General features: G+C 68.9%; 16 protein-coding genes. 8 read left to right on the top strand and 8 right to left on the bottom strand.

Annotation, left to right across the window (positions count from 1 at the left end; genetic code table 11):
- Window positions 1-26: 26 nt before the first annotated feature.
- Together ACIP5Y_RS22750 and ACIP5Y_RS22755 are read left to right on the top strand one after the other, a co-directional pair.
- Window positions 27-1,109: an ATP-dependent DNA ligase gene (locus ACIP5Y_RS22750; RefSeq protein ID WP_400352451.1), complete on the top strand. Its 1,083-nt coding sequence runs from the start codon at window positions 27-29 to the stop codon at window positions 1,107-1,109.
- Window positions 1,106-2,188, top strand: coding sequence for a DNA polymerase domain-containing protein (locus ACIP5Y_RS22755; protein ID WP_400352452.1), 1,083 nt, complete (start codon window positions 1,106-1,108; stop codon window positions 2,186-2,188). The genes ACIP5Y_RS22750 and ACIP5Y_RS22755 overlap by 4 nt, the downstream gene beginning before the upstream one ends.
- Before the next feature lie 85 nt (window positions 2,189-2,273).
- Here the strand turns inward: ACIP5Y_RS22755 and ACIP5Y_RS22760 are convergent, their stop codons facing one another.
- Together ACIP5Y_RS22760 and ACIP5Y_RS22765 are read right to left on the bottom strand one after the other, a co-directional pair.
- Window positions 2,274-2,603 carry a hypothetical protein gene (locus tag ACIP5Y_RS22760; RefSeq protein WP_400352454.1) on the bottom strand — a complete coding sequence of 110 codons (330 nt, stop codon included), beginning with the start codon at window positions 2,601-2,603 and terminating at the stop codon, window positions 2,274-2,276.
- Between the two features lie 158 nt (window positions 2,604-2,761).
- A complete protein-coding gene (locus ACIP5Y_RS22765; protein WP_400352456.1) occupies window positions 2,762-3,448 on the bottom strand; it encodes a hypothetical protein in 687 nt (228 codons plus the stop codon).
- Window positions 3,449-3,540: 92 nt separating this feature from the next.
- Between ACIP5Y_RS22765 and ACIP5Y_RS22770 the strand changes: the two genes are divergently transcribed.
- Window positions 3,541-6,573, top strand: coding sequence for an alpha-mannosidase (locus ACIP5Y_RS22770; protein ID WP_400352458.1), 3,033 nt, complete (start codon window positions 3,541-3,543; stop codon window positions 6,571-6,573).
- Window positions 6,574-6,648: 75 nt separating this feature from the next.
- Here ACIP5Y_RS22770 and ACIP5Y_RS22775 read toward each other — a convergent pair whose 3' ends face one another.
- Window positions 6,649-8,382: a hypothetical protein gene (locus tag ACIP5Y_RS22775; protein WP_400352460.1), complete on the bottom strand. Its 1,734-nt coding sequence runs from the start codon at window positions 8,380-8,382 to the stop codon at window positions 6,649-6,651.
- Between the two features lie 68 nt (window positions 8,383-8,450).
- The gene (locus ACIP5Y_RS22780) at window positions 8,451-9,458 is read right to left on the bottom strand and encodes a hypothetical protein (protein WP_400352461.1); all 1,008 of its coding nucleotides are present in this window, start codon (window positions 9,456-9,458) and stop codon (window positions 8,451-8,453) included.
- Window positions 9,459-9,925: 467 nt separating this feature from the next.
- Between ACIP5Y_RS22780 and ACIP5Y_RS22785 the strand changes: the two genes are divergently transcribed.
- The gene (locus ACIP5Y_RS22785) at window positions 9,926-11,251 is read left to right on the top strand and encodes a diguanylate cyclase domain-containing protein (protein WP_400352463.1); all 1,326 of its coding nucleotides are present in this window, start codon (window positions 9,926-9,928) and stop codon (window positions 11,249-11,251) included.
- A gap of 5 nt (window positions 11,252-11,256) precedes the next feature.
- The gene (locus ACIP5Y_RS22790; protein ID WP_400352465.1) at window positions 11,257-12,078 is read left to right on the top strand and encodes an SAM-dependent methyltransferase; all 822 of its coding nucleotides are present in this window, start codon (window positions 11,257-11,259) and stop codon (window positions 12,076-12,078) included.
- Here the strand turns inward: ACIP5Y_RS22790 and murJ are convergent.
- Both murJ and ACIP5Y_RS22800 read right to left on the bottom strand, forming a co-directional pair.
- A complete protein-coding gene (gene murJ / locus ACIP5Y_RS22795; RefSeq protein WP_400352467.1) occupies window positions 12,064-13,683 on the bottom strand; it encodes a murein biosynthesis integral membrane protein MurJ in 1,620 nt (539 codons plus the stop codon). The genes ACIP5Y_RS22790 and murJ overlap by 15 nt on opposite strands.
- Window positions 13,684-13,877: 194 nt before the next feature.
- Entirely contained in the window at window positions 13,878-14,594 is a 717-nt protein-coding gene (locus tag ACIP5Y_RS22800) for a hypothetical protein (RefSeq protein ID WP_400352469.1), read from the bottom strand.
- A 99-nt stretch (window positions 14,595-14,693) separates the two neighbouring features.
- Between ACIP5Y_RS22800 and ACIP5Y_RS22805 the strand changes: the two genes are divergently transcribed.
- Window positions 14,694-15,131, top strand: coding sequence for a hypothetical protein (locus tag ACIP5Y_RS22805; RefSeq protein WP_400352471.1), 438 nt, complete (start codon window positions 14,694-14,696; stop codon window positions 15,129-15,131).
- A gap of 83 nt (window positions 15,132-15,214) precedes the next feature.
- The gene (locus tag ACIP5Y_RS22810) at window positions 15,215-15,352 is read left to right on the top strand and encodes a hypothetical protein (protein ID WP_400352472.1); all 138 of its coding nucleotides are present in this window, start codon (window positions 15,215-15,217) and stop codon (window positions 15,350-15,352) included.
- 20 nt (window positions 15,353-15,372) lie between these two features.
- Here the strand turns inward: ACIP5Y_RS22810 and ACIP5Y_RS22815 are convergent, their stop codons facing one another.
- A complete protein-coding gene (locus ACIP5Y_RS22815; RefSeq protein ID WP_400352474.1) occupies window positions 15,373-16,209 on the bottom strand; it encodes an LLM class F420-dependent oxidoreductase in 837 nt (278 codons plus the stop codon).
- Window positions 16,210-16,258: 49 nt separating this feature from the next.
- Window positions 16,259-17,140, bottom strand: coding sequence for an AraC family transcriptional regulator (locus tag ACIP5Y_RS22820; RefSeq protein ID WP_400352476.1), 882 nt, complete (start codon window positions 17,138-17,140; stop codon window positions 16,259-16,261).
- 148 nt (window positions 17,141-17,288) lie between these two features.
- On the opposite strand from ACIP5Y_RS22820, the gene ACIP5Y_RS22825 reads away from it, so the two are divergent.
- Window positions 17,289-18,335, top strand: coding sequence for a saccharopine dehydrogenase family protein (locus ACIP5Y_RS22825; protein WP_400352477.1), 1,047 nt, complete (start codon window positions 17,289-17,291; stop codon window positions 18,333-18,335).
- Window positions 18,336-18,375: the final 40 nt, after the last annotated feature.

Raw genomic sequence — 18,375 nt, forward strand, 5'->3', positions numbered from 1 at the left:
GGTCAACCGCGAGCCGAGGAGGTCCGATGGATCTGCCCGTCATGCCACCGATCAAACCGATGCTGGCGAAATCGGTGTCGGAGCTGCCCCGCGAACCGGGGCTGCGCTATGAACCGAAATGGGACGGCTTCCGCTGCATCGTGTTTCGCGACGGCGCGGAGATCGAACTGGGTTCCCGCAACGATAGGCCCTTGACCCGGTACTTCCCCGAACTGGTGGAACTACTGGGCAAGGCGCTGCCGCCGCGCTGTGTGCTCGACGGGGAGATCGTGGTGGTCACCGCGAACGGCCTGGACTTCGACACGCTGCAGCAGCGGCTGCATCCGGCCGCCTCGCGGGTGAACAAGCTGGCGGTGGAGACTCCGGCCAGCTTCGTCGGCTTCGATCTGCTGGCGCTCGGCGACGACGATCTCACCGAGCAGCCGTTCTCCGAACGTCGGCGGGTGCTGGAAACGGTGCTGAGCCAGGACGTTCCGCGCCTGCACCTGACCCCGATCACCGATGACCCCGATACCGCGCAGGACTGGTTCACCCGGTTCGAGGGCGCGGGCTTCGACGGGGTGATGGCCAAGGCCGCGGATCTGCCCTACCTGCAGGACAAGCGGGTGATGCTGAAGATCAAGCACGAGCGCACCGCCGACTGCGTGATCGCCGGGTTCCGCTGGCACAAGGACGGTCAGGGCGTGGGCTCGCTGCTGCTGGGCCTGTTCGACGCCGACGGGCGGCTCAACCATGTCGGGGTGGCGTCGAGTTTCACCGCGGCGCGCCGCGCCGAACTGGTCACCGAACTGGAACCGTTGCGGCACAACGCGCTCGAGAATCATCCCTGGCGCAGCTGGGCCGATGCCGCCGAACAGGCCAAGGCCGAGGGCAAGATGCCCGGCGGGGTGAGCCGCTGGACCGGCGGCAAGGACCTCTCGTGGGAGCCGCTGCGCCCGGAACTGGTCGCCGAGGTCCGCTACGAGCATGTGATGGCGGGGCGATTACGCCACGGCGGGCGGCTGGTGCGCTTCCGCACCGACCGCACGCCCGAATCCTGCACCTACGCCCAGCTCGACGAGGTCGCACCGGCCGAGCTCGACACCCTCTTCGACGAGGCGCGGCGATGAGCGAAGCGGTGGATCTCGAGGTCGACGGGCACACCGTCACGCTCACCAATCCCGGCAAGGTCTATTTCAGCAAGCGCGGGGAAACCAAACTGGATCTGGCGAATTACTATCTCGCCGTTGCGGATTCGATCATGAACACCATCCAGGACCGGCCGCTGCTGCTGGAACGCTACCCGGATGGCGCCGCGGGCAAATCATGGTTCCAGAAGCGCGTACCCAAGGGCACCCCGGACTGGGTGCAGACCACCGTCGTCTCCACCCCCAACGGCACCACCAGCGAGGCGCTGGTCGCCGCCGATATGGCGCACATCCTGTGGGCGGTGAACCTGGGCTGCCTGGGTTTTCACGTCTGGCCCACCCATGCCGGCAGCGATCCGGCGATCTCGGCGCCGCCGGTGTACGACGCGGCCGGGGCGCTGCTGCCGCCCACCGGGGTGACCGATGAGCTGCGGGTGGACCTGGATCCCTCCCCCGGTATCGGATTCGAGGAACTGCGCGAGGCCGCGGTACTGACGCGGCAGTTGTGCACCGAACTGGGTATCGATGTGCGGGTGAAGACGTCTGGTTCGCGCGGGCTGCACCTGTATGCGCTGCTGGAACCGCGCTGGGACGGCTATCAGGTGCGTGCCGCGGCGGTGGCGCTGGCGCGTGAACTCGAGCGCCGCCATCCCGAGCGCATCACCGCGCAGTGGTGGAAGGAGGAGCGCGGGTCGCGTGTGTTCTTCGACTTCAACCAGAATGCGCCGCACAAAACGGTTTTCGGCGCCTGGTGTGTGCGCCCGAAGGTGGGCGCGCAGGTGTCCACGCCGATCGCCTGGGACGAGCTGGCCGAGATCGTGCCCGATGAGCTGACCATCGCGACCGTGCCCGCGCGGGTCGCCGCCGCCGGTGACCCGTGGGCGGATCGGGTCCCGCAGTCCATTCAGGTGCTGCTGGAGATGTCGGAGAAGGATCTGGCCGCCGGGCTCATGGATGCGCCCTGGCCGCCGGTCTATCCGAAGATGCCCAACGAGCCGCCCCGGGTGCAGCCTTCCCGCAAGGCCACCGGGAGCAAGAAGGATTCCGGCGAGTCGCGGTGATCGCTGCTCGCGCAACGGGGTTGCGGCGTGCTGGTGCGTCCTCGGGCGAGCGTGACCGAGGACGCCTCCAGCAGGGTTCGCGCGGCTACGGGTTCGGCGCCGGGGGCGGTGGCTGCCAGCAGGCCAGCGGCGGTCCCGGCGGGTAGAGCAATGACCATCCGATCAGGGCGCCGATGCCGGCACCGATCAGCGCACCGGGTAGCGCGCTGAACGTACCGCCGATGAGCCCGCCGGCCAGGGCGCCGATGATGGCGTTGCACTGATGCATGGTGGTGTCCGGATCATCGACCGGGGCGGTGACACTCGGGCCCGGCTCCGGGGTCAGATCGAGCGGTTCCGCACCCGCCACGCCGACCGTGGTCGCCGTGAGACCGATTGCGAGCACGGCGGCTGCTGTAAATCGATTGATTTTCATTGCTCCTTCTCCCGTGCAAGTGAACCTGACTGGTGAGAATGCATATCGGTTTTCTCGGAGCAGCTGAACAGCTCATTCATGCGTACCAGATATGACCGTTTCCGATTGTCGTTTCGGGAATTTCGTGACCGCCACGGCGTGCGGTCGTAACCGGCGAGTTAATGAACCGCCGCGGCCTGACCGTGGGCGTAATCGATGACGTCGCCCGCGTAGGACGCGGCATCGTGTTGTACACCGAATAACCGCAATTGTTCGCACGCGTGGTCGAGTTGGCTCCCCGGGCCGTCGGCGCCGAGGAGCACGACGATCGCCACCCAGGTGTCGAGGCCCGGATCCGGTTGTGCCAGTAGTTCATCGAGATAGACGCCGGGTTGCAGCAGGCGTAGCGCGCGGCGCGCGTACAGGTGCACGCGCCGCGGCAGCTGGGCGCGAATGACGTCGATATCGGCTTGCAGGGCGTGGCCGGGCTGCTGTGGGTCCAGGCGCAGCGACCACGGCTCGCTCGCGTGCGATGGCAGCCCCGACATTGCGAGCAGCCCGGGTCCTTCGGCCTGTTCGCGCGGCAGGGCCGCCAGGCCCAATTGTGTGTTGCGCCAGTTGCGGTACTCCCACCAGGCGAGCGGGGTGGCATCGAGGGCGAGCCCGAACCGGAGTTCCTGCTGCCCGCCGGTCCAGTTGCGTACGGTGCGGGTGCGCGTCACCGACGCCACTCCGGCGTCCTCGACTCGCGTCCAGCCGGATTCGGCTCGGGTGCCGTTGGCTTCGGCGCTGTCGAACCCGTAGGGCTGCAGCAACTTTCCCGTTTCGCGCATCAGGCGGCGCACCGCCGACTCCGGACTGACCATGTCGGCAGCGTATCGATCCGCCCCGACAGGTCGTGGTTGCCGCAGAATGGGCGTGTTGGTCGATCACGTCACCGGCTCGAGGAGACACCGCCATGCACGATGACCGTCGGTTGATCGAGGTACGCCTGGCCCGGGTGCTCTCGGAGCGGATCGCGCCGGCGATCTACCCGGAATCGGTGCCGCTGCGGGCGTCGATGTGGGTGGCCCCGGACGAGCCGGTGCCGGTCGCGGAGGGGATCGCCGCACCCCGCACGCCCGTGGAGCCCGGTGCGCGCTGGGGGGCGGCGTGGGGCACCACCTGGCTCACCGTGGCGGGCACGGTGCCGCCGGCGTGGGCGGGCAGGACGGTCGAGGCGATCATCGACCTCGGATTCGACGCCACCATGACCGGATTCCAGTGCGAGGGACTGGTGTACCGCGCGGACGGGACGCCGGTGAAGGGACTGCATCCGCGCAGTCAGTGGGTGCGGATCGCGGACCCGGCGGTCGGCGGTGAACAGGTGCTGTTGCATGTGGAGGCGGCCTCGAATCCGGCCATCGGGTTCTTCGCACCGACCACTCTGGGCGAGAAGGCCACCGCGGGCAGCGCGCCGCGATACCGGCTGGGCCGCATGGATCTGGCGGTGTTCGACGAACAGGTGTGGGGGCTGGTGCAGGATCTCGAGGTGCTCGGTGAGCTCATGCACGAGATGCCCGAGGATCCGGCGCGCCGCTATGACATCGTGCGCGCCATCGAACGCGCCCTGGACGCGGTCGACCTGCAGGATGTGAACGGCACCGCCGCCGCGGCGCGCACCTGCCTGACCGGAGTGCTGGCGCGGCCGGCGATTCCGTCGGCGCACACCGTCCACGCGGTCGGGCACGCGCATATCGACACCGCCTGGTTGTGGCCGCTGCGCGAGACGGTCCGCAAGGTGGCGCGCACCGCGGCCAATATGACCGCGCTGCTCGAGCAGGAACCCGAGTTCGTCTACACGATGTCGCAAGCGGCACAATACGATTTCCTCAAACAGCATCGGCCCGAGGTGTACGCGCGGGTGAAACAGGCTGTCGCGCAGGGGCGGTTCGTGCCGGCGGGCGGCATGTGGGTGGAATCCGATACCAATATGCCCGGATCGGAGGCGATGGCGCGGCAGTTCGTGCACGGCAAACGGTTCTTCCTCGACGAGTTCGGGGTGGAGAACCGCGAGGCCTGGCTGCCCGACACCTTCGGTTTCGCGGCCGGGCTGCCGCAGATCATCAAGGCCGCGGGCTCGCAATGGCTGCTGACACAGAAGATTTCCTGGAGTCAGATCAACCAGTTCCCGCATCACACCTTCCTGTGGGAGGGTATCGACGGCACCCGTATCTTCACTCATTTCCCGCCGATCGACACCTACAACTGTTCCATGCAGGGCAGCGAGATGGCGCATGCGGCACGGAATTTCAAGGAGAAGGGGCGGGCCTCGCATTCGCTGGCGCCGACCGGTTTCGGCGACGGCGGCGGTGGCACGACCCGCGAGATGATCGCCAAGGCCGCGCGCATGCGCGATCTGGAGGGTTCACCGAAGGTGGTGTGGGACACCCCCGCCGGTTTCTTCGCCCGCGCCGAGGCCGAATACGAGCATCCGCCGGTGTGGGTGGGCGAACTGTATCTGGAGTTGCATCGTGCGACGCTGACCACGCAGGCTCGCACCAAGCAAGGCAATCGGCGCAGTGAGCATCTGTTGCGGGAGGCCGAGCTGTGGGCGGCCACCGCGGCGGTGCGCAAGCAGGCCGAGTATCCGTACGCGGCGCTGGACCGGTTGTGGAAGACGGTGCTGCTGCACCAGTTCCACGATATTCTGCCGGGTTCCTCGATCGCCTGGGTGCATCGGGAGGCGCAACAAACCTATGCTGCGGTGGCCGAGGAGCTGACGGCGCTGATCGAGCAAGCCCAATGGGTGCTCGGCGGCGAGCGGGCCGGTGTGAACGTCTTCAATGCGGCGCCGCATGCGCAGGATTCGGTGCCGGCCGGTGCGGCGGCCCCGGTGGCGGTGGGTGACCCGGCCACGGTATCCCCGCGGGCCGGCGGCGGATTCGTGCTCGCCAACAACGTCTTGCGGGTAGCGGTCGACGAGCGCGGGCTGATCGTATCGGTGTTCGACCTCACGCAGGAGCGGGAGACGCTGCCGCCGGATACCGTCGCGAACCTGCTGCAACTGCACCCGGATCTGCCGAACTCCTGGGACGCCTGGGATGTGGACCTGTTCTACCGCAACCGGGTCACGGACTTGATCGAGGCGGATTCTGTGGTGGCGGAGCTGGATTCGTCCGGTTCGGCGGTGGTGCGGGTGGGCCGCTCGTTCGGCTCCTCCAAGGCCGAGCAGACCCTGACCCTGCGCCCGGGCGCCCGCGCCCTGGATATCGACACCGCTGTCGACTGGTTCGAAACCGAGAAATTCCTCAAACTCGCCTTCCCCCTCGACATTCACGCCGACCGCTACGCCGCCGAAACCCAGTTCGGCCACCTGTACCGCCCCACCCACACCAATACCAGCTGGGAATACGCCAAGTTCGAGGCCTGCAACCACCGCTTCATCCACCTCGGCGAACCCGGCTGGGCCGTGGCCCTGGTCAACGACTCCACCTACGGCCACGACCTCACCCGCACCGTCCGCCCCGACGGTGGAACCACCACCACCCTGCGCGCCTCCCTACTGCGCGCCCCACGTTTCCCCGACCCCGACACCGACCACGGCGCCCACCTCTTCCGCCACCGCCTACTCCCGGGCGCCACCATCGCCGATGCCGTCCGCGAGGGCTACCGCATCAACCTCACCTCACCCCGCCCCACCGTCGCCGAACCCGTCACCCCGCTCTTCACCATCGACAACGACGCCGTCGTAACCAGCGCAATCAAACTCGCCGACGACGCCAGCGGCGACGTCATCCTGCGCGTATACGAGGCCCACGGCGGCCGCGCCACCGCCCTCATAACCCCCGCCTTCCCCACCACCGGCTTCGAAGTCTGCGACCTCCTCGAGCGCCCCCTCCCCGCCGAAACCACCGCGGCCGCACACACTCTCGGACTTCGCCTGCACCTGCGCCCCTTCCAACTCGTCACCCTGCGCTTCACCCACTCCCCCGAACCCCTCGCCGACTGAACCTGCGATGGGCCGCTCGGCCGCGCCTCACACACTCCGGTCCGACAGCGCCGCCCACCACAGAGACGAGGCCCGTCAGCGGGCCGGTATCACGGCCAGTTCGTCGCCGCTGCCGATGAGTACGCCCCAGGATTGCGGGTACAGCGGTGCGTCGGGCACGGGCATGGTGATCACCGGCGATTGCCCGGCCAGGGGCTGCGGTCCTGCGACCACTGTGCGTTTTCCGGATGCCAGGTCGTAGGCGACGAGCCAGCACGGGCCGGTTCCCGGCCCGTCGGTGGTCACGATCGTCAGCACGGTATCGGCGGTGGCAAGCACTCGGCGCCGCCACTCGTCACCGAAACCCGATAGGCGCCACCGGATCGTCCCGTCGGGACCGCGCAGGATCATGGTGTCGTCGTGATCGTTGGTGAGGCAGTTACCGCCCGCCAGAGAATCTTTCAAGTCGCACAGGGGTGCGGTGCCCAGGTCCGTGCCGGTGCGGGCATCGATCGTGAGTTGGGACTGCAGACCCTGCAGCTGAACCACGACGGCGTCGCCGTGCAGGTCGGTGGTGACGTACCGGCTACCCTGGATCCGGCGTTTCCACAGCACGCTGCCGGTTCGCTCGTCGAGTCCGCCGACCAGGTAATCCGCCCCCAGGTCGTCGGTCCCCGCGGTCGTGGGACACGAGAACAGCGTCGCGTCGTCCATCGCAGCCAGCTGTGCGCCGACCCGGCCCGGACAGCCCAACGACACCGGGTCGATACTCCACAACAGCTTGCCGGTGCGCAGATCCTCGTGGAGGAACGCCGAGACCTCGGATCCGGTGGGATCGGCGTAGCCGAACCATTTCTGGCCGATATGCCCGGCATCCATCCGGCGCAGTGGGGTGCCGGTGTCGGTGTCCACGGTTTCGATCACGGCGGGATCCATGGCGTGCCATCGCACCCACGTCACCAGGCCCAAATCGGCGCTGTAATTCGCGGCCCCTCGGGGATCCCCGCCGTCGCCCAGGTCCAGGCCGGGCCGCATGATCGACCAGCGCCGGGCTCCGGTCAGCGGATCGAACCCGGCCAGGGTCGCCGTGGCGCGCACGCGGTCGCCGGACTCGATCCATCCGTGCACGCCGGCCGGATCCGACTGTGCCCCTGACAATTTCGGACCGTGCCACCGCTGGGTCCGCGCGATATCGAGCCGTGGCACGGTGTCGATCGGGAGATTGCGTGCGGCGGCGGTCCGAATCTCGGTGAGCGCTCCGACCGGTCGCACCGCGACCATCACCCCGGCCGCGACCGCAGCCCCCACCATCAGAAGCGCTACCCCGCTCACCATCCGCCGCCTGGTCACCGGCGCCGATCGGACACCGGTGAGCAGTACCCGTGCTGTCACCGCCGTCTGGATCAACGCCACCAGCAGTAGCGGGGCCTGCGCGGCGCACAGCACCACGTATCCCACCGAATGCGGCACCGGGAGCTGGTCCGGCGATCCGAACCATGCGTGGGCGGGCACCGCCCAATCCCGATACTTGTCGGCGTGCAACACCGCATGTGCCGCCAGCGGCGGAGTCGCCGCGGCAGCCAACGCCACCAGTCCAGTGGCCGTCGCCGCCCACCGCACCCGAGCGGTCGCCCGTACCCCCGCCGCGACCGCGGCCCATGCTGCGATCAGCCCGACCGGCAACACCCACCCCAGGCAAACCATCGCGCCCTTGGCCGGACCGACCGCGTGCGGATCGAGGTGTGCAACGCTCCACACCGACAGCACCACACCGACCAGCCAGGTCGCCGCCGCCCCGAGCAATATCTCGTACTGCAATCGAACACGCATGTCCCGCATGGTTGTAGACCGACCTGGTCGCGGGCAAGTCGGCATGGGCCTGTCACGGCTCGCGGTTTTCAACCGTTGTAGGGGCCGCCGGGTGGGCACCAGTCGTGGCGGTAGGTGTCGAGGTCTTGTGGGGTGGCGGTGAAGTCGACATAGAGTGCGACGCCGAAGCTTTCGCGGTGGGGGGCGGTGCGGGCCAGGCCGAGTCGGATGCCGCGGACGGCGGCGGCGACGGTTTCGGCGTCGCCGTGGTGGCCGTAGTCCTCGGCCCAGAAGACCGGGACACCCATGAGGACGTCGACCGATTGGGGGGTGACCTGGAGGGCGAGGGTGGTTTGCTGGGCGACGTAGCCGGTGTAGAGGGGGCGGGTGGGCATGGAGGTGTCGTAGGACATGACGGCGATCTGGTCGACGCGGCGGGCCACCTCGCCGAAATAGGCTTGGGACCAGAACTTTCCGTGCCCGACGAGGGCGATGCCGAGGGAGTGCAGGCCGGGCAGGGGGTCGACCTGGGGCGCCGAGACCGACAGCAGGGCGTGGCGGGTGGTGGTGAGGGAGCGGGTGCGGTCCAGCAGGGTCAGGTAGGCGGGCGAGCCGGAGCGCACGGGTTCCAGATCGTAGTGGACGCCGTCGAATCCGAGATCCAGGACCTGATTCACCGAATCGAGGACGCGATCGCGGACGGCGGGATCCTCGAGGTGCAGTGCGTCGTGTTCGGGTGCGACGAAATCGCCGAGCCATGCCTGTACCCGCACGCCGGGCAGTAGCCGGTGCACGGCGGCGGTGAACCAGCTCGCTTGCGGGTGCAGGGCTGCGGGCAGGGTGCCGTCATCGGAGAGGGGGCCGGTGTGCACGAACAGGTCCTTGATTCCGCTGCCGGCCAAGGCTGTTGCGAGCCCGGCGACGTCGGCGTCGGTCTTGCGGCCGTCGACCCAGGCATGCCCGAGCCAGTACGCATCGCGCCCGCGGGTCCGCGCCTGCGCGGACACCTGCCCGGAGCCTTCCAGTCGCAGGGCCGCCGCCATGGCAGCCACAGGGGTCGCGAGCAAACACAGCACCAATACCGATGCGATCGACATTCGCTGCCATCGCGTGCGCCGGCGCCATCGCGCCCGGATCGCACCACCGACTCTCATGCCCTGACATTACGACCCGCGCACCCGCCGGTTCGCGTCGAATGGTGCAGAGTTTGTGAAGGTTCCGTGCAGGCGGGCACAGGGTTCTCCCGGATCCGCGCTACGCCGCGGGAATGACCGTGCGATAGCGGTTCGGGTGATGCGCGCCGGGCGGTGCGCGCATGAGCGTCCTGACCATGACTTCTTCCACACGGTCGGCGCGGTGAGAGACGCCATGGTGGATGCCGTCGTGCACAAGGCCTTCGACACCGCAGTCTGTGCAACCGGCTAGCGACCCCGGCACTGCGCTTCGGGTGGGTGGTTCGAAAACTGTTGTGCACGGGGTCAATCCGACGTTGTTAGGATCACCCGCGTATTCGAGGCCGCGCGGAGAGGGGTTGTCCGGGCGGGGCAGAGCGTGAGGGGGCGTCGTGGAGGAACACGAGCGCGGCGAAGTGGCGTACGGCTGGTGGCGGGCATTGGCCCAGACCTGTTATGTGCCGATGCCCGCGCGGGCGGCGCAGCGACTGCTGGCGGGGGTGCTCGGCAATCTCGCGGCGGCGCTGGATCGGGATCCGGTCGATTCCGCGGGGGCGGCGGCAGCGGGGCGGGTATTGGTGGAGGCGAAGCTGACCGATCCCGAGGTGCTGCCGGTGTCGGCGCAGGCGCTGACCGCACTCGCGCAGTTCTGTCATCGGCCTGATGTGTCGCAGCGGATGGCGGTGGTGCTGGCGTGTTTCGGGCGCGGCTATGGGGCGGCGTTGCATGAGGTGCAGCATCGGGGGCGGCTGTCGCTCGAGCAGGGGATGGATGAGGCGCGTCGCGCCGCGGAGCAGCGGTTCCGGGTGGTGTTCGACAATGCGGCGGTCGCCATCGCGGTCGGGGACACCGAGGGGCGGTTGGTGGATGCCAATCGCGGGCTGGCCGAGATGATCGGGGTGCCGGTGCAGCGGCTGCGCGGGGCGTCGGTGTACGACTTCACCCATCCCGATGATCGCGCCGAGATGCGGGCGGTGATCTATGAGAAGCTGGTGCCGGCCGGGCAGGGTACCGCGAAGTTACAGTTGCGGATTCAGCGCACCGATGGGCATTGCCGGTGGGCGTCTTTCGCTATCACTTTCGTCAAAGGTGGTGGCGGGCAGCATGATTATCTGCTCGCGGTGGGTGAGGATGTCACCGAGCGGCACCGGATGCAGGACGAGCTGCATCGTCAGGCCCGTCACGATCTGCTCACGGGGCTGCCGAATCGGCGGTATCTGGTCGAGCAGCTCGACACGTTGATCGCGCATGCGGGCGGCGAGGATCAGGTGGGGTTGTGTTTTCTCGATCTGGATGGCTTCAAGCACGTCAATGACCGCTACGGGCACGGTGTCGGGGATCGGTTGCTCACCGCGGTCGCGATCCGGTTGCGCGAGGGGGTGCGCGAGCATCGGCCGCTGCTCGCGCGGATCGGCGGGGACGAATTCGTCGCCCTGATCCCGGCCGCCGACGCCGACCGCGTGACCGCCGTCGCGGCGGGGCTGCTCGCGGCGCTGGCCGACCCGATTCTTTTGGGCGAGACCAGCGTTCAGGTCTCGGCCAGTATCGGCGCGCTGGTCGCGCCGGTGGCCGGTGCGGAGGCGGAAATACTGCTCGACGCCGCCGATACGGCCCTGTTCCGCGCCAAAGCCGACGGCAAGGGGCGCTGGGTGCTGCGCCGGCACGATCTTCGCGAGGGCGCGCTCGCCCTGCATCTCGACCCTGAACAGAGAGGCTGACCGCCATGCCGTTGCCGGATTGGGCACCCGATGATATCGACCCCGAAATTCCCAGCAGTGCACGTGTTTACGACTATATTCTCGGCGGGGTTCATCACCTCGACAGCGACCGGCGCCTCGCGCAGCAGATCACCGCGCTCGCACCGGATGTGCCGCGCAGTGGCCGCGCCAACCGGGCGTTCCTGCGGCGCGCGGTCACGCATCTGGTCACCGAGGCCGGGATCACCCAGTTCCTGGACCTGGGTTCGGGGATTCCCACGGTCGGCAATGTGCACGAGGTCGTGCACACCCACAATCCGGACGCGCACGTCGTCTACGTGGACATCGACCCGGTCGCGATCGCGATGAGCCGGCGCATGCTCGCCGATACTCCCGCCGCGACCGCGGTGCGCGGCGATTTCAGTGCCATCGACGCCGTGCTCGCCGACCCGGAGGTCACCGCACTCATCGACTTCGACCGGCCGGTCGCGGTATTGGCGGTGGCGTTGCTGCATTTCATGCCCGATGCGGTGCACCCGGCCGATACGCTGGCGCGGCTGCGTGCGGCGATGGCGCCGGGCAGCTACCTGGTGTTGTCGCACGCCGGCAATGAGGGCCCGCCCGAGCAGATGAGCGCCACGCTGGAGCTGTATCGGCGCACACCCACCCCGATGGTGCTGCGTTCACGCGCCGAGATCGCCGCACTGCTCGACGGTTTCGACCTCGTGGATCCCGGCCTGGTGTATCTGTCGCAGTGGCGGCCCGATCCGGGCGATGTCGTCGAGGTCCGTGCGTTCGACGGCTACGCCGGCATCGGGCACCTACCCGCGGCGTCAACGCCGCAGTAGCGTTCGGGCCGTGCGGATTTCGGGGATGCCGATGAGTTTTGCGGCGAGCAGGAAGACCACGGTGCCGGTGGCCGCACCGGCGAGCAGCGCCGTGGACCGGTCGAGGGTGGGGGCGGCGATCGTGGCGTGCGTGGCCACGATCGCGGTCAGCGCGCACGCGCCGGCGATGGCGGTCGCCCACAGCACCCGATGTGCGGAGGCGGCGACCGCGGCGAAGCCGAGCAGGCCGTGGCGGCGGCGCAGCAGCAGGTGACCGGTGAGCGCGCCGACGGTGTAGGCCAGTGAGCCTGCGACGCTGAGCATCACGATGACCGCGTGCGTGGGCAGGGTCGCCGCCGCAATCACCAGGGTGGCGACCTTGACCGCGACCATGACGACATTGATGAGCGTGGGTGTGCGAGTGTCGTTGTGGGCGTAGAACACTCGCATCTGCAGCATGACCAGCGCGAAGGGCGCCAACCCGAACGACGAGCAGGCGACCGCGAGCCCGATCAGGTGCGCGGCCGCGGGATCGACGCGACCGGTGAACAGCAGCGCGGTCATGCCGGGCGCCAGCAGCGTCATGGCCATGGCCACCGGGATCAGCGCGGCGGACAGGTAGCGGGCCCCGCGCGAGAGGTCGGCGAGTACGGCCGCATCGTCACCGGCCGCGGCGGCCCGGGAGATGCGCGGCATGAGCACCGTCAGCACCGAGGCGGCGAGAATGCCGTAGGGAACCTGGAACAGCAGTTCGGCGTACCCGGAAATGGAGACGCCGCCGTGGTCGAAGGCCACCCGCATCGTCACCGCCACCCCGATCTGACTGATCGCGGCATACACCACCAGCCAGCCCAGAATCGGCAGCCCCGCCCGCACCGGCCGCCACGTATACGGCACGGGTCGTGCCCGCCAGCTCCATTCGAAACCGTGGTGCCGCAATGCCGCCACCACCCACACCGCCTGACCCGCGATGCCGGCGGTGGTGCCCACACCGAGGGTGAGGATCTGCGCGAACGTCATCGAGGTGGGCGTGAGCGTCACCGGCCCCGGCAGCGCGAGGAACACCGCACACGTGGCCAGCACGATCACATTGTTGAGCACCGGCGCCCATGCGGCCGCGGCGAAACTGTCGCGCACATTGAGCACCGCCCCTGCCACGACGCTCACCCCGTAGAAGAAGATCTGCGGCAGCAGCAGATACGCCAGCCACGTCGCAAGATGGCGCTCCCCGGAATCGGCGACGAACACCCGCACGATCCACGGCGCGCACACCACGGTCGCCACGGTGATCACGGCCAGTGCCAGCAGTGTCGCGATCATCACCCGCTGGGTGAATTCACGAGAGTTCTTGCGTCCGCGCCGTCGTGCCCGCGTCAGCACGGGCACCACCGCACTGGCCAGCACACCACCCAACAGCAGCTCGTAGACCATGTTCGGCAGATTGTTCGCCCCGTTGTAGGCATCCCCCACCGCACCGGCCCCCAGTACCGCGGCCACGACCAGTGTCCTGGCGAGCCCGGTGAGGCGGCTGGTCACCCCGGCCAGCGCCACCGCCCGGCTCGCCCGAGCCAATCCGACGGCCTGCGATCCCTGTTCTGCCGCAACACCTTTGAACTTGACCGGCACGCTAGCGCGTGGCGTCGCATGCTGGATCGGTAACGGTAGTGTCGGAAAACTGCCGTAGTCGTGCAACACGCCCCCTCATCGCAGAAGTCTCACCCAGGCTACGCACACGCGAGAGGGAACTGATCGCGGCAAACGTCGAGAGCCCTCCACCACCAGTTCCCGCTCGGCGACCTTTCAGCGTGCGGCGGGGCGTGTCAGTGTGCGGCGTGAACCTCGGTGTGAGCGTGCAGCGTGGTCGGGGGCAGGCAGCTGTCGGGACGGCAGGCTTGGGCGCGCAGGTGCAGGGTCAGTGCGTTTGCGGTGCCGGTGAGCTCGATTGCCAGCAAGGTGGTGCCGGTGAGGTGGCCGTCGCTGGTGGCCGGGGCCACGACTTTCGTTATTTCCCAGCCACTTTCGGTATCGGTGCTGATCGTTAGGGGTTGTTCGGCCGCGGCGTCGGGCGCGTAGAGGTGGTAGCCGTCGCCGATGCGGACGGTGAGGTAGGCGCTGACCCGGTCGCGAGCGCGGCGCTCGGCCTGCAGCACCGTGGTGATCGCCTCCGACGCCTCGGCGCCCACGGCGGCATCCGGTGGTGTGCCCCCGTCGGGATTCATGGACTCGATGCTCAACTGCTGCAATCCGGTCAGCTGTGACAGCTGCGCGATAGCGTCGGCGCCGATACCGGTGTCGAACAACATCAGCGCGCTCAGGCCGGTGAGCTGTGCGATGGTGGCCACGTCGGGCGCACTGACCGGGGTGTCGAACAGCAGCAGCGAGTCGAGGGCGTCGGGTGCGACTGCGGCCAGCACGTCGGTGTTGCCGCGGGCGATCATCAGTGACAGCCGGGCGCCGGCGGGCAGGTCGACGACCGCGTCACCGGCGGCGCTGCCGGAGTCCCATTCGATGTCGAGTCGCCCACCGGGCACCGTCATGGGGTCCACGGTAGTGAGGCGACCGCGCCGATGCGGTGCGTGCGGGTCATTCCCTGCAGGGAATCGCCACTGCGGCGCCGAGTGACCACGCTGGTGCAGGTGACTTATGAACCTGATGACATCGAGTTGAAGCAGTTGATCGACCAGTGGGTCGCGCAGTGGAACGAACCCGACGCCGAGGAGCGGCGGCGGTTGATCCGGGCCGTGTGGGCCGAGAACGGATATCAGACCCTGGTCCGGCCACCACAGGCCATGCGCGATAACGCCGACGAGTTCGGGATGCCGTGGCCCGAGGTCGAGATCCGCGGGCACACGGCGCTTTTCGCGCGGGTGACCCGAGCCTATGAAAGGTTCATCGCCGCAGGAGAATTCGCCTTCGAACGCGACGGTGAGCCGGTCCGCCACGCCGGTGCGACGGTGGCGTTGACCTGGGTGATGCGTTCACGCAGTGACGGCAGCGTGGTCGGGGGCGGGCTGGATGTGCTCACCTTCGCCGAGGACGGCCGCGTGCGCAGCAGCCACCAATTCGTGTCCTGAGCGCTGAATTTCCCTGCGCTGTGCCGTCTTACCTGATAGGAGGCGCCGACCGGGTGCCCGGCAAGAAGGAAAGAAGGCCCATCATGCGCATCCACGAACGACTCAGCAACGCACGCCACCTGTCGGAGAAGATGTTGCGCGCGCGCCGCATCGGAGCGGCCGAACGAGCCGAGGTGCATTACCGGCGGGTCGCCCAGGAGGCGTGGCGTGGTGCCCGGTGAGTTCCGGGCACCACGGGAAGTCAGTTCGCGCGCGCGGCCAGCAGCGGAGCCAGCGTGCGCAGTGCGGGCAGCGGGTTCTCGGCGAGGACCTGCACGGCGACCTGATCCGCGCCCGCGCGCAGATGCGCGGTGAGGCCGTCGGCAACCTGTTCGGGGCTGCCGTGGGCGACCACGGCGTCGACGAAACGGTCACTGCCGGGCTCGGTCAGGTCCTCGTCGGTGAAGCCGAAGCGGCGCAGGTTGCTCACATAGTTGGACAGGCCCAGGTAGAAGCCGACGCGGGCGCGGGCGGTGGCGCGGGCGCGCTCGGTGTCCTCGTCGAGGACGGCCTTGTGCTCGGTGACGATGAGCGCGTCGGGACCGAGCAGTTCGCGCAGGCTCGCGGTGTGCTCGGGGACCGTCAGGTAGGGCAGCGCGCCGGCGCTGCGGGTGGCGGCGAGCGTCGCGACCCGCGGGCCCAGGGCGGCCAGGCCGCGGCGCTCGCGCGGTACGCCACCGGCTTCGAGGACGTCGAGGTAGGCGGCCAGGGCGTCATAGGGTTTGGCGTAGGTGCCGGTGTGTTCGCGGTGACCGGCGCCGATGCCCAGGAAGTAGCGGCCGGGGAACTTGTCCTCGAATCGGTGGAAGCCCTGCACGGCCTGCTCGGGCGGGGTTGCCCACACATTCACGATGCTGGTGCCGACGACGATGGAGTTCGTCGCGGCCAGCGGGGCCTCCAGGCCGTCCCAGTCCGGCGGCGGTGAACCACCCAGCCAGACCGTCCCGTAGCCGAGTTCTTCCACCTCCCCCAGCAGTTGCGGGGTCAGTGATGCGTAGTGGATCCATACGCCGAGGCGTCCCAAGCCATCCTTTGCCATATCGAGCGCCAACACACCGCGATCGACCCGCATTCCCGGCCAGCCCGGATCATGCGGTGGCGCGGATCAGCGATACCTGCACAGGGTCCGCGGCCCGGAAACGACCCGGAGCGACACCGAATTCGCGCTTGAACGCCTTCGCGAAGGCGTATTCGGAGGTGTAACCGGATTTCTCGGCGATCACCCGCAGCAGTGCGTCGGTATCGCGGAGCATGCGCGCGGCCAGGGTCATCCGCCACCAGGTGAGATAGGACTGCGGCGCGATACCGAGCGTCGCGGTGAAACGCTGCGCGAACACCGAGCGCGACAGACCCGCTTGTGCGGCAAGGGCTTTCACCGTCCACGGCGCGCCCGGCGCGCGGTGCACCGCGGTCAGGGCCGCATGGATGGCCGGGTCGTACAGGGCGGCCGACCAGCCGGTGTCGGCGGGATGGTCGTCGTACCAGGCGCGCAGCATGTAGAGCAGCAGGACCTCGAGCAGTGGCGCGATGGCGCCGGAATCATGGTCGGTGTCGAGTTCGTGGCCGAGCAGCTCGATGGCGCCGCGCAGCGGGGTGTGGTGCCCGACGCGCGCCGGAAGATGGATGACATCGGGCAGTTCGGCCAGCAGCGGATGCGCGCGACTCTGATCGAGAAGGTATGCCCCGCACAACATCACGGCCGTGCCCGCCGTGCTGTCGCGATGATCGGGGTGCGGGCTGTCGCCGATGGTGTGACCGCGTTCGCGCGGCAGGAAGGCGACATCGCCGGCCAGCAACCGGATCGGGTCGCCCGCGCTCGGGATGAGCCAGCACGAACCCTGGAGCACCACATGGAATCCCGCACCCTGCTGCGCCGGGAACGACTGCTGCCAGGGGGCACGGTTCTCGCTGCGATTGGAATGCGGGGTGCCGGTGCGCATGGCAGCGACGGCATCACTGAGCAGATCCATCCATTCACCGTACCCAGCGATGCGCTGCCGTCGGACGATCGGACATCTGCACCGGAGTATCGAGCATTTATCGTCCTGCGCGCAGTCCATAGCGTGGTGTGCGGGCCGCTTCCCGGCTCCACCCCCACCAGCAATGGAGTTGCCGACCATGAGAATTGCCGTCTTCGGGGCCAGCGGATTCACCGGCTCCCTGGCCATCGCCCAGGCGCACCGGCGCGGATTCGTCCCGGTTCTGGTCGGGCGCAATGCCGACCGGCTGGCGCGCACCGCCGAGGCCGCCGGACTCCCCGACCCGGAGATCCGCGTCGCGACCCTGGACGATATCGATGCTCTGACAGCGGCATTCGCCGACTGCGACGCCGTGCTCAATACCGCCGGCCCGTTCACCCTGTGGGGTGAACCGGTGATCCGCGCCGCGCTGGCCGCGCGCGTGCACTATGTCGACACCGCCGGCGAACAGGGCTACATTCACCGCGTCCTCGAAACCTTCGGCGGCGCCGCACAACAGGCGGGCATCACGATCGTGCCCGCCATGGCCGATGACGGCGGACCCGGTGACCTGATCGCCGCCCTGACCGCCGCGCGCCTCGGTGCCCCGGTCGAGGATTTCCTCATCGCCGACCTGCGGATCCCCGTCGCGGGCGGCGCTTCTCGCGGCACGGCACGATCCATGGCGGCGATCCTGGACAGCCCGGCCCTGGAATTCAGCGACGGCGCCTGGCATCTCGGCCACGGCGCACCCCTCGCACCCCTCACCCCGCCCGGCGAGACCACCCCGATCCCGGTCAGCGCCTTCGCCCTGCCCGGCATCGCCACCATCCCCCGCCATGTGACCGCGCGCCGCGTGCGCAATGCCATGCGCGCCGAAGCCGGCGACCTGTTCGCGGCCCTGACCCCCGAGGTGGTCGATTCCATCCCCGAAGTCCCGGACCTCGACGCCCGCAACGCCTCCCGCTGGCTCATGCTCGCCGAGGCCACCGCCGCCGACGGCACCCGCGCCCGCGGCTGGGTCACCGGCATCGACGGCTACCGCCACACCGCCGTCATCGCGGTGGAAGCCGCCCGCCGCCTGGCCACCGGCGCCGCCCCGGCCGGAGCCCTCACCCCCGCACAGGCTTTCGACCCCGCCGACTTCCTCGACTACCTCACCACCGAAGGCGTCGACTGGGCGGTGGAAACCACCGCCACCGTATGACCGCCGAGGGACCCGTCGCGGGCGTTGCGGCCCGCTCGGG

The organism is Nocardia sp. NPDC088792 (assembly GCF_044750615.1).
In the GTDB taxonomy this organism is placed as follows: domain Bacteria; phylum Actinomycetota; class Actinomycetes; order Mycobacteriales; family Mycobacteriaceae; genus Nocardia.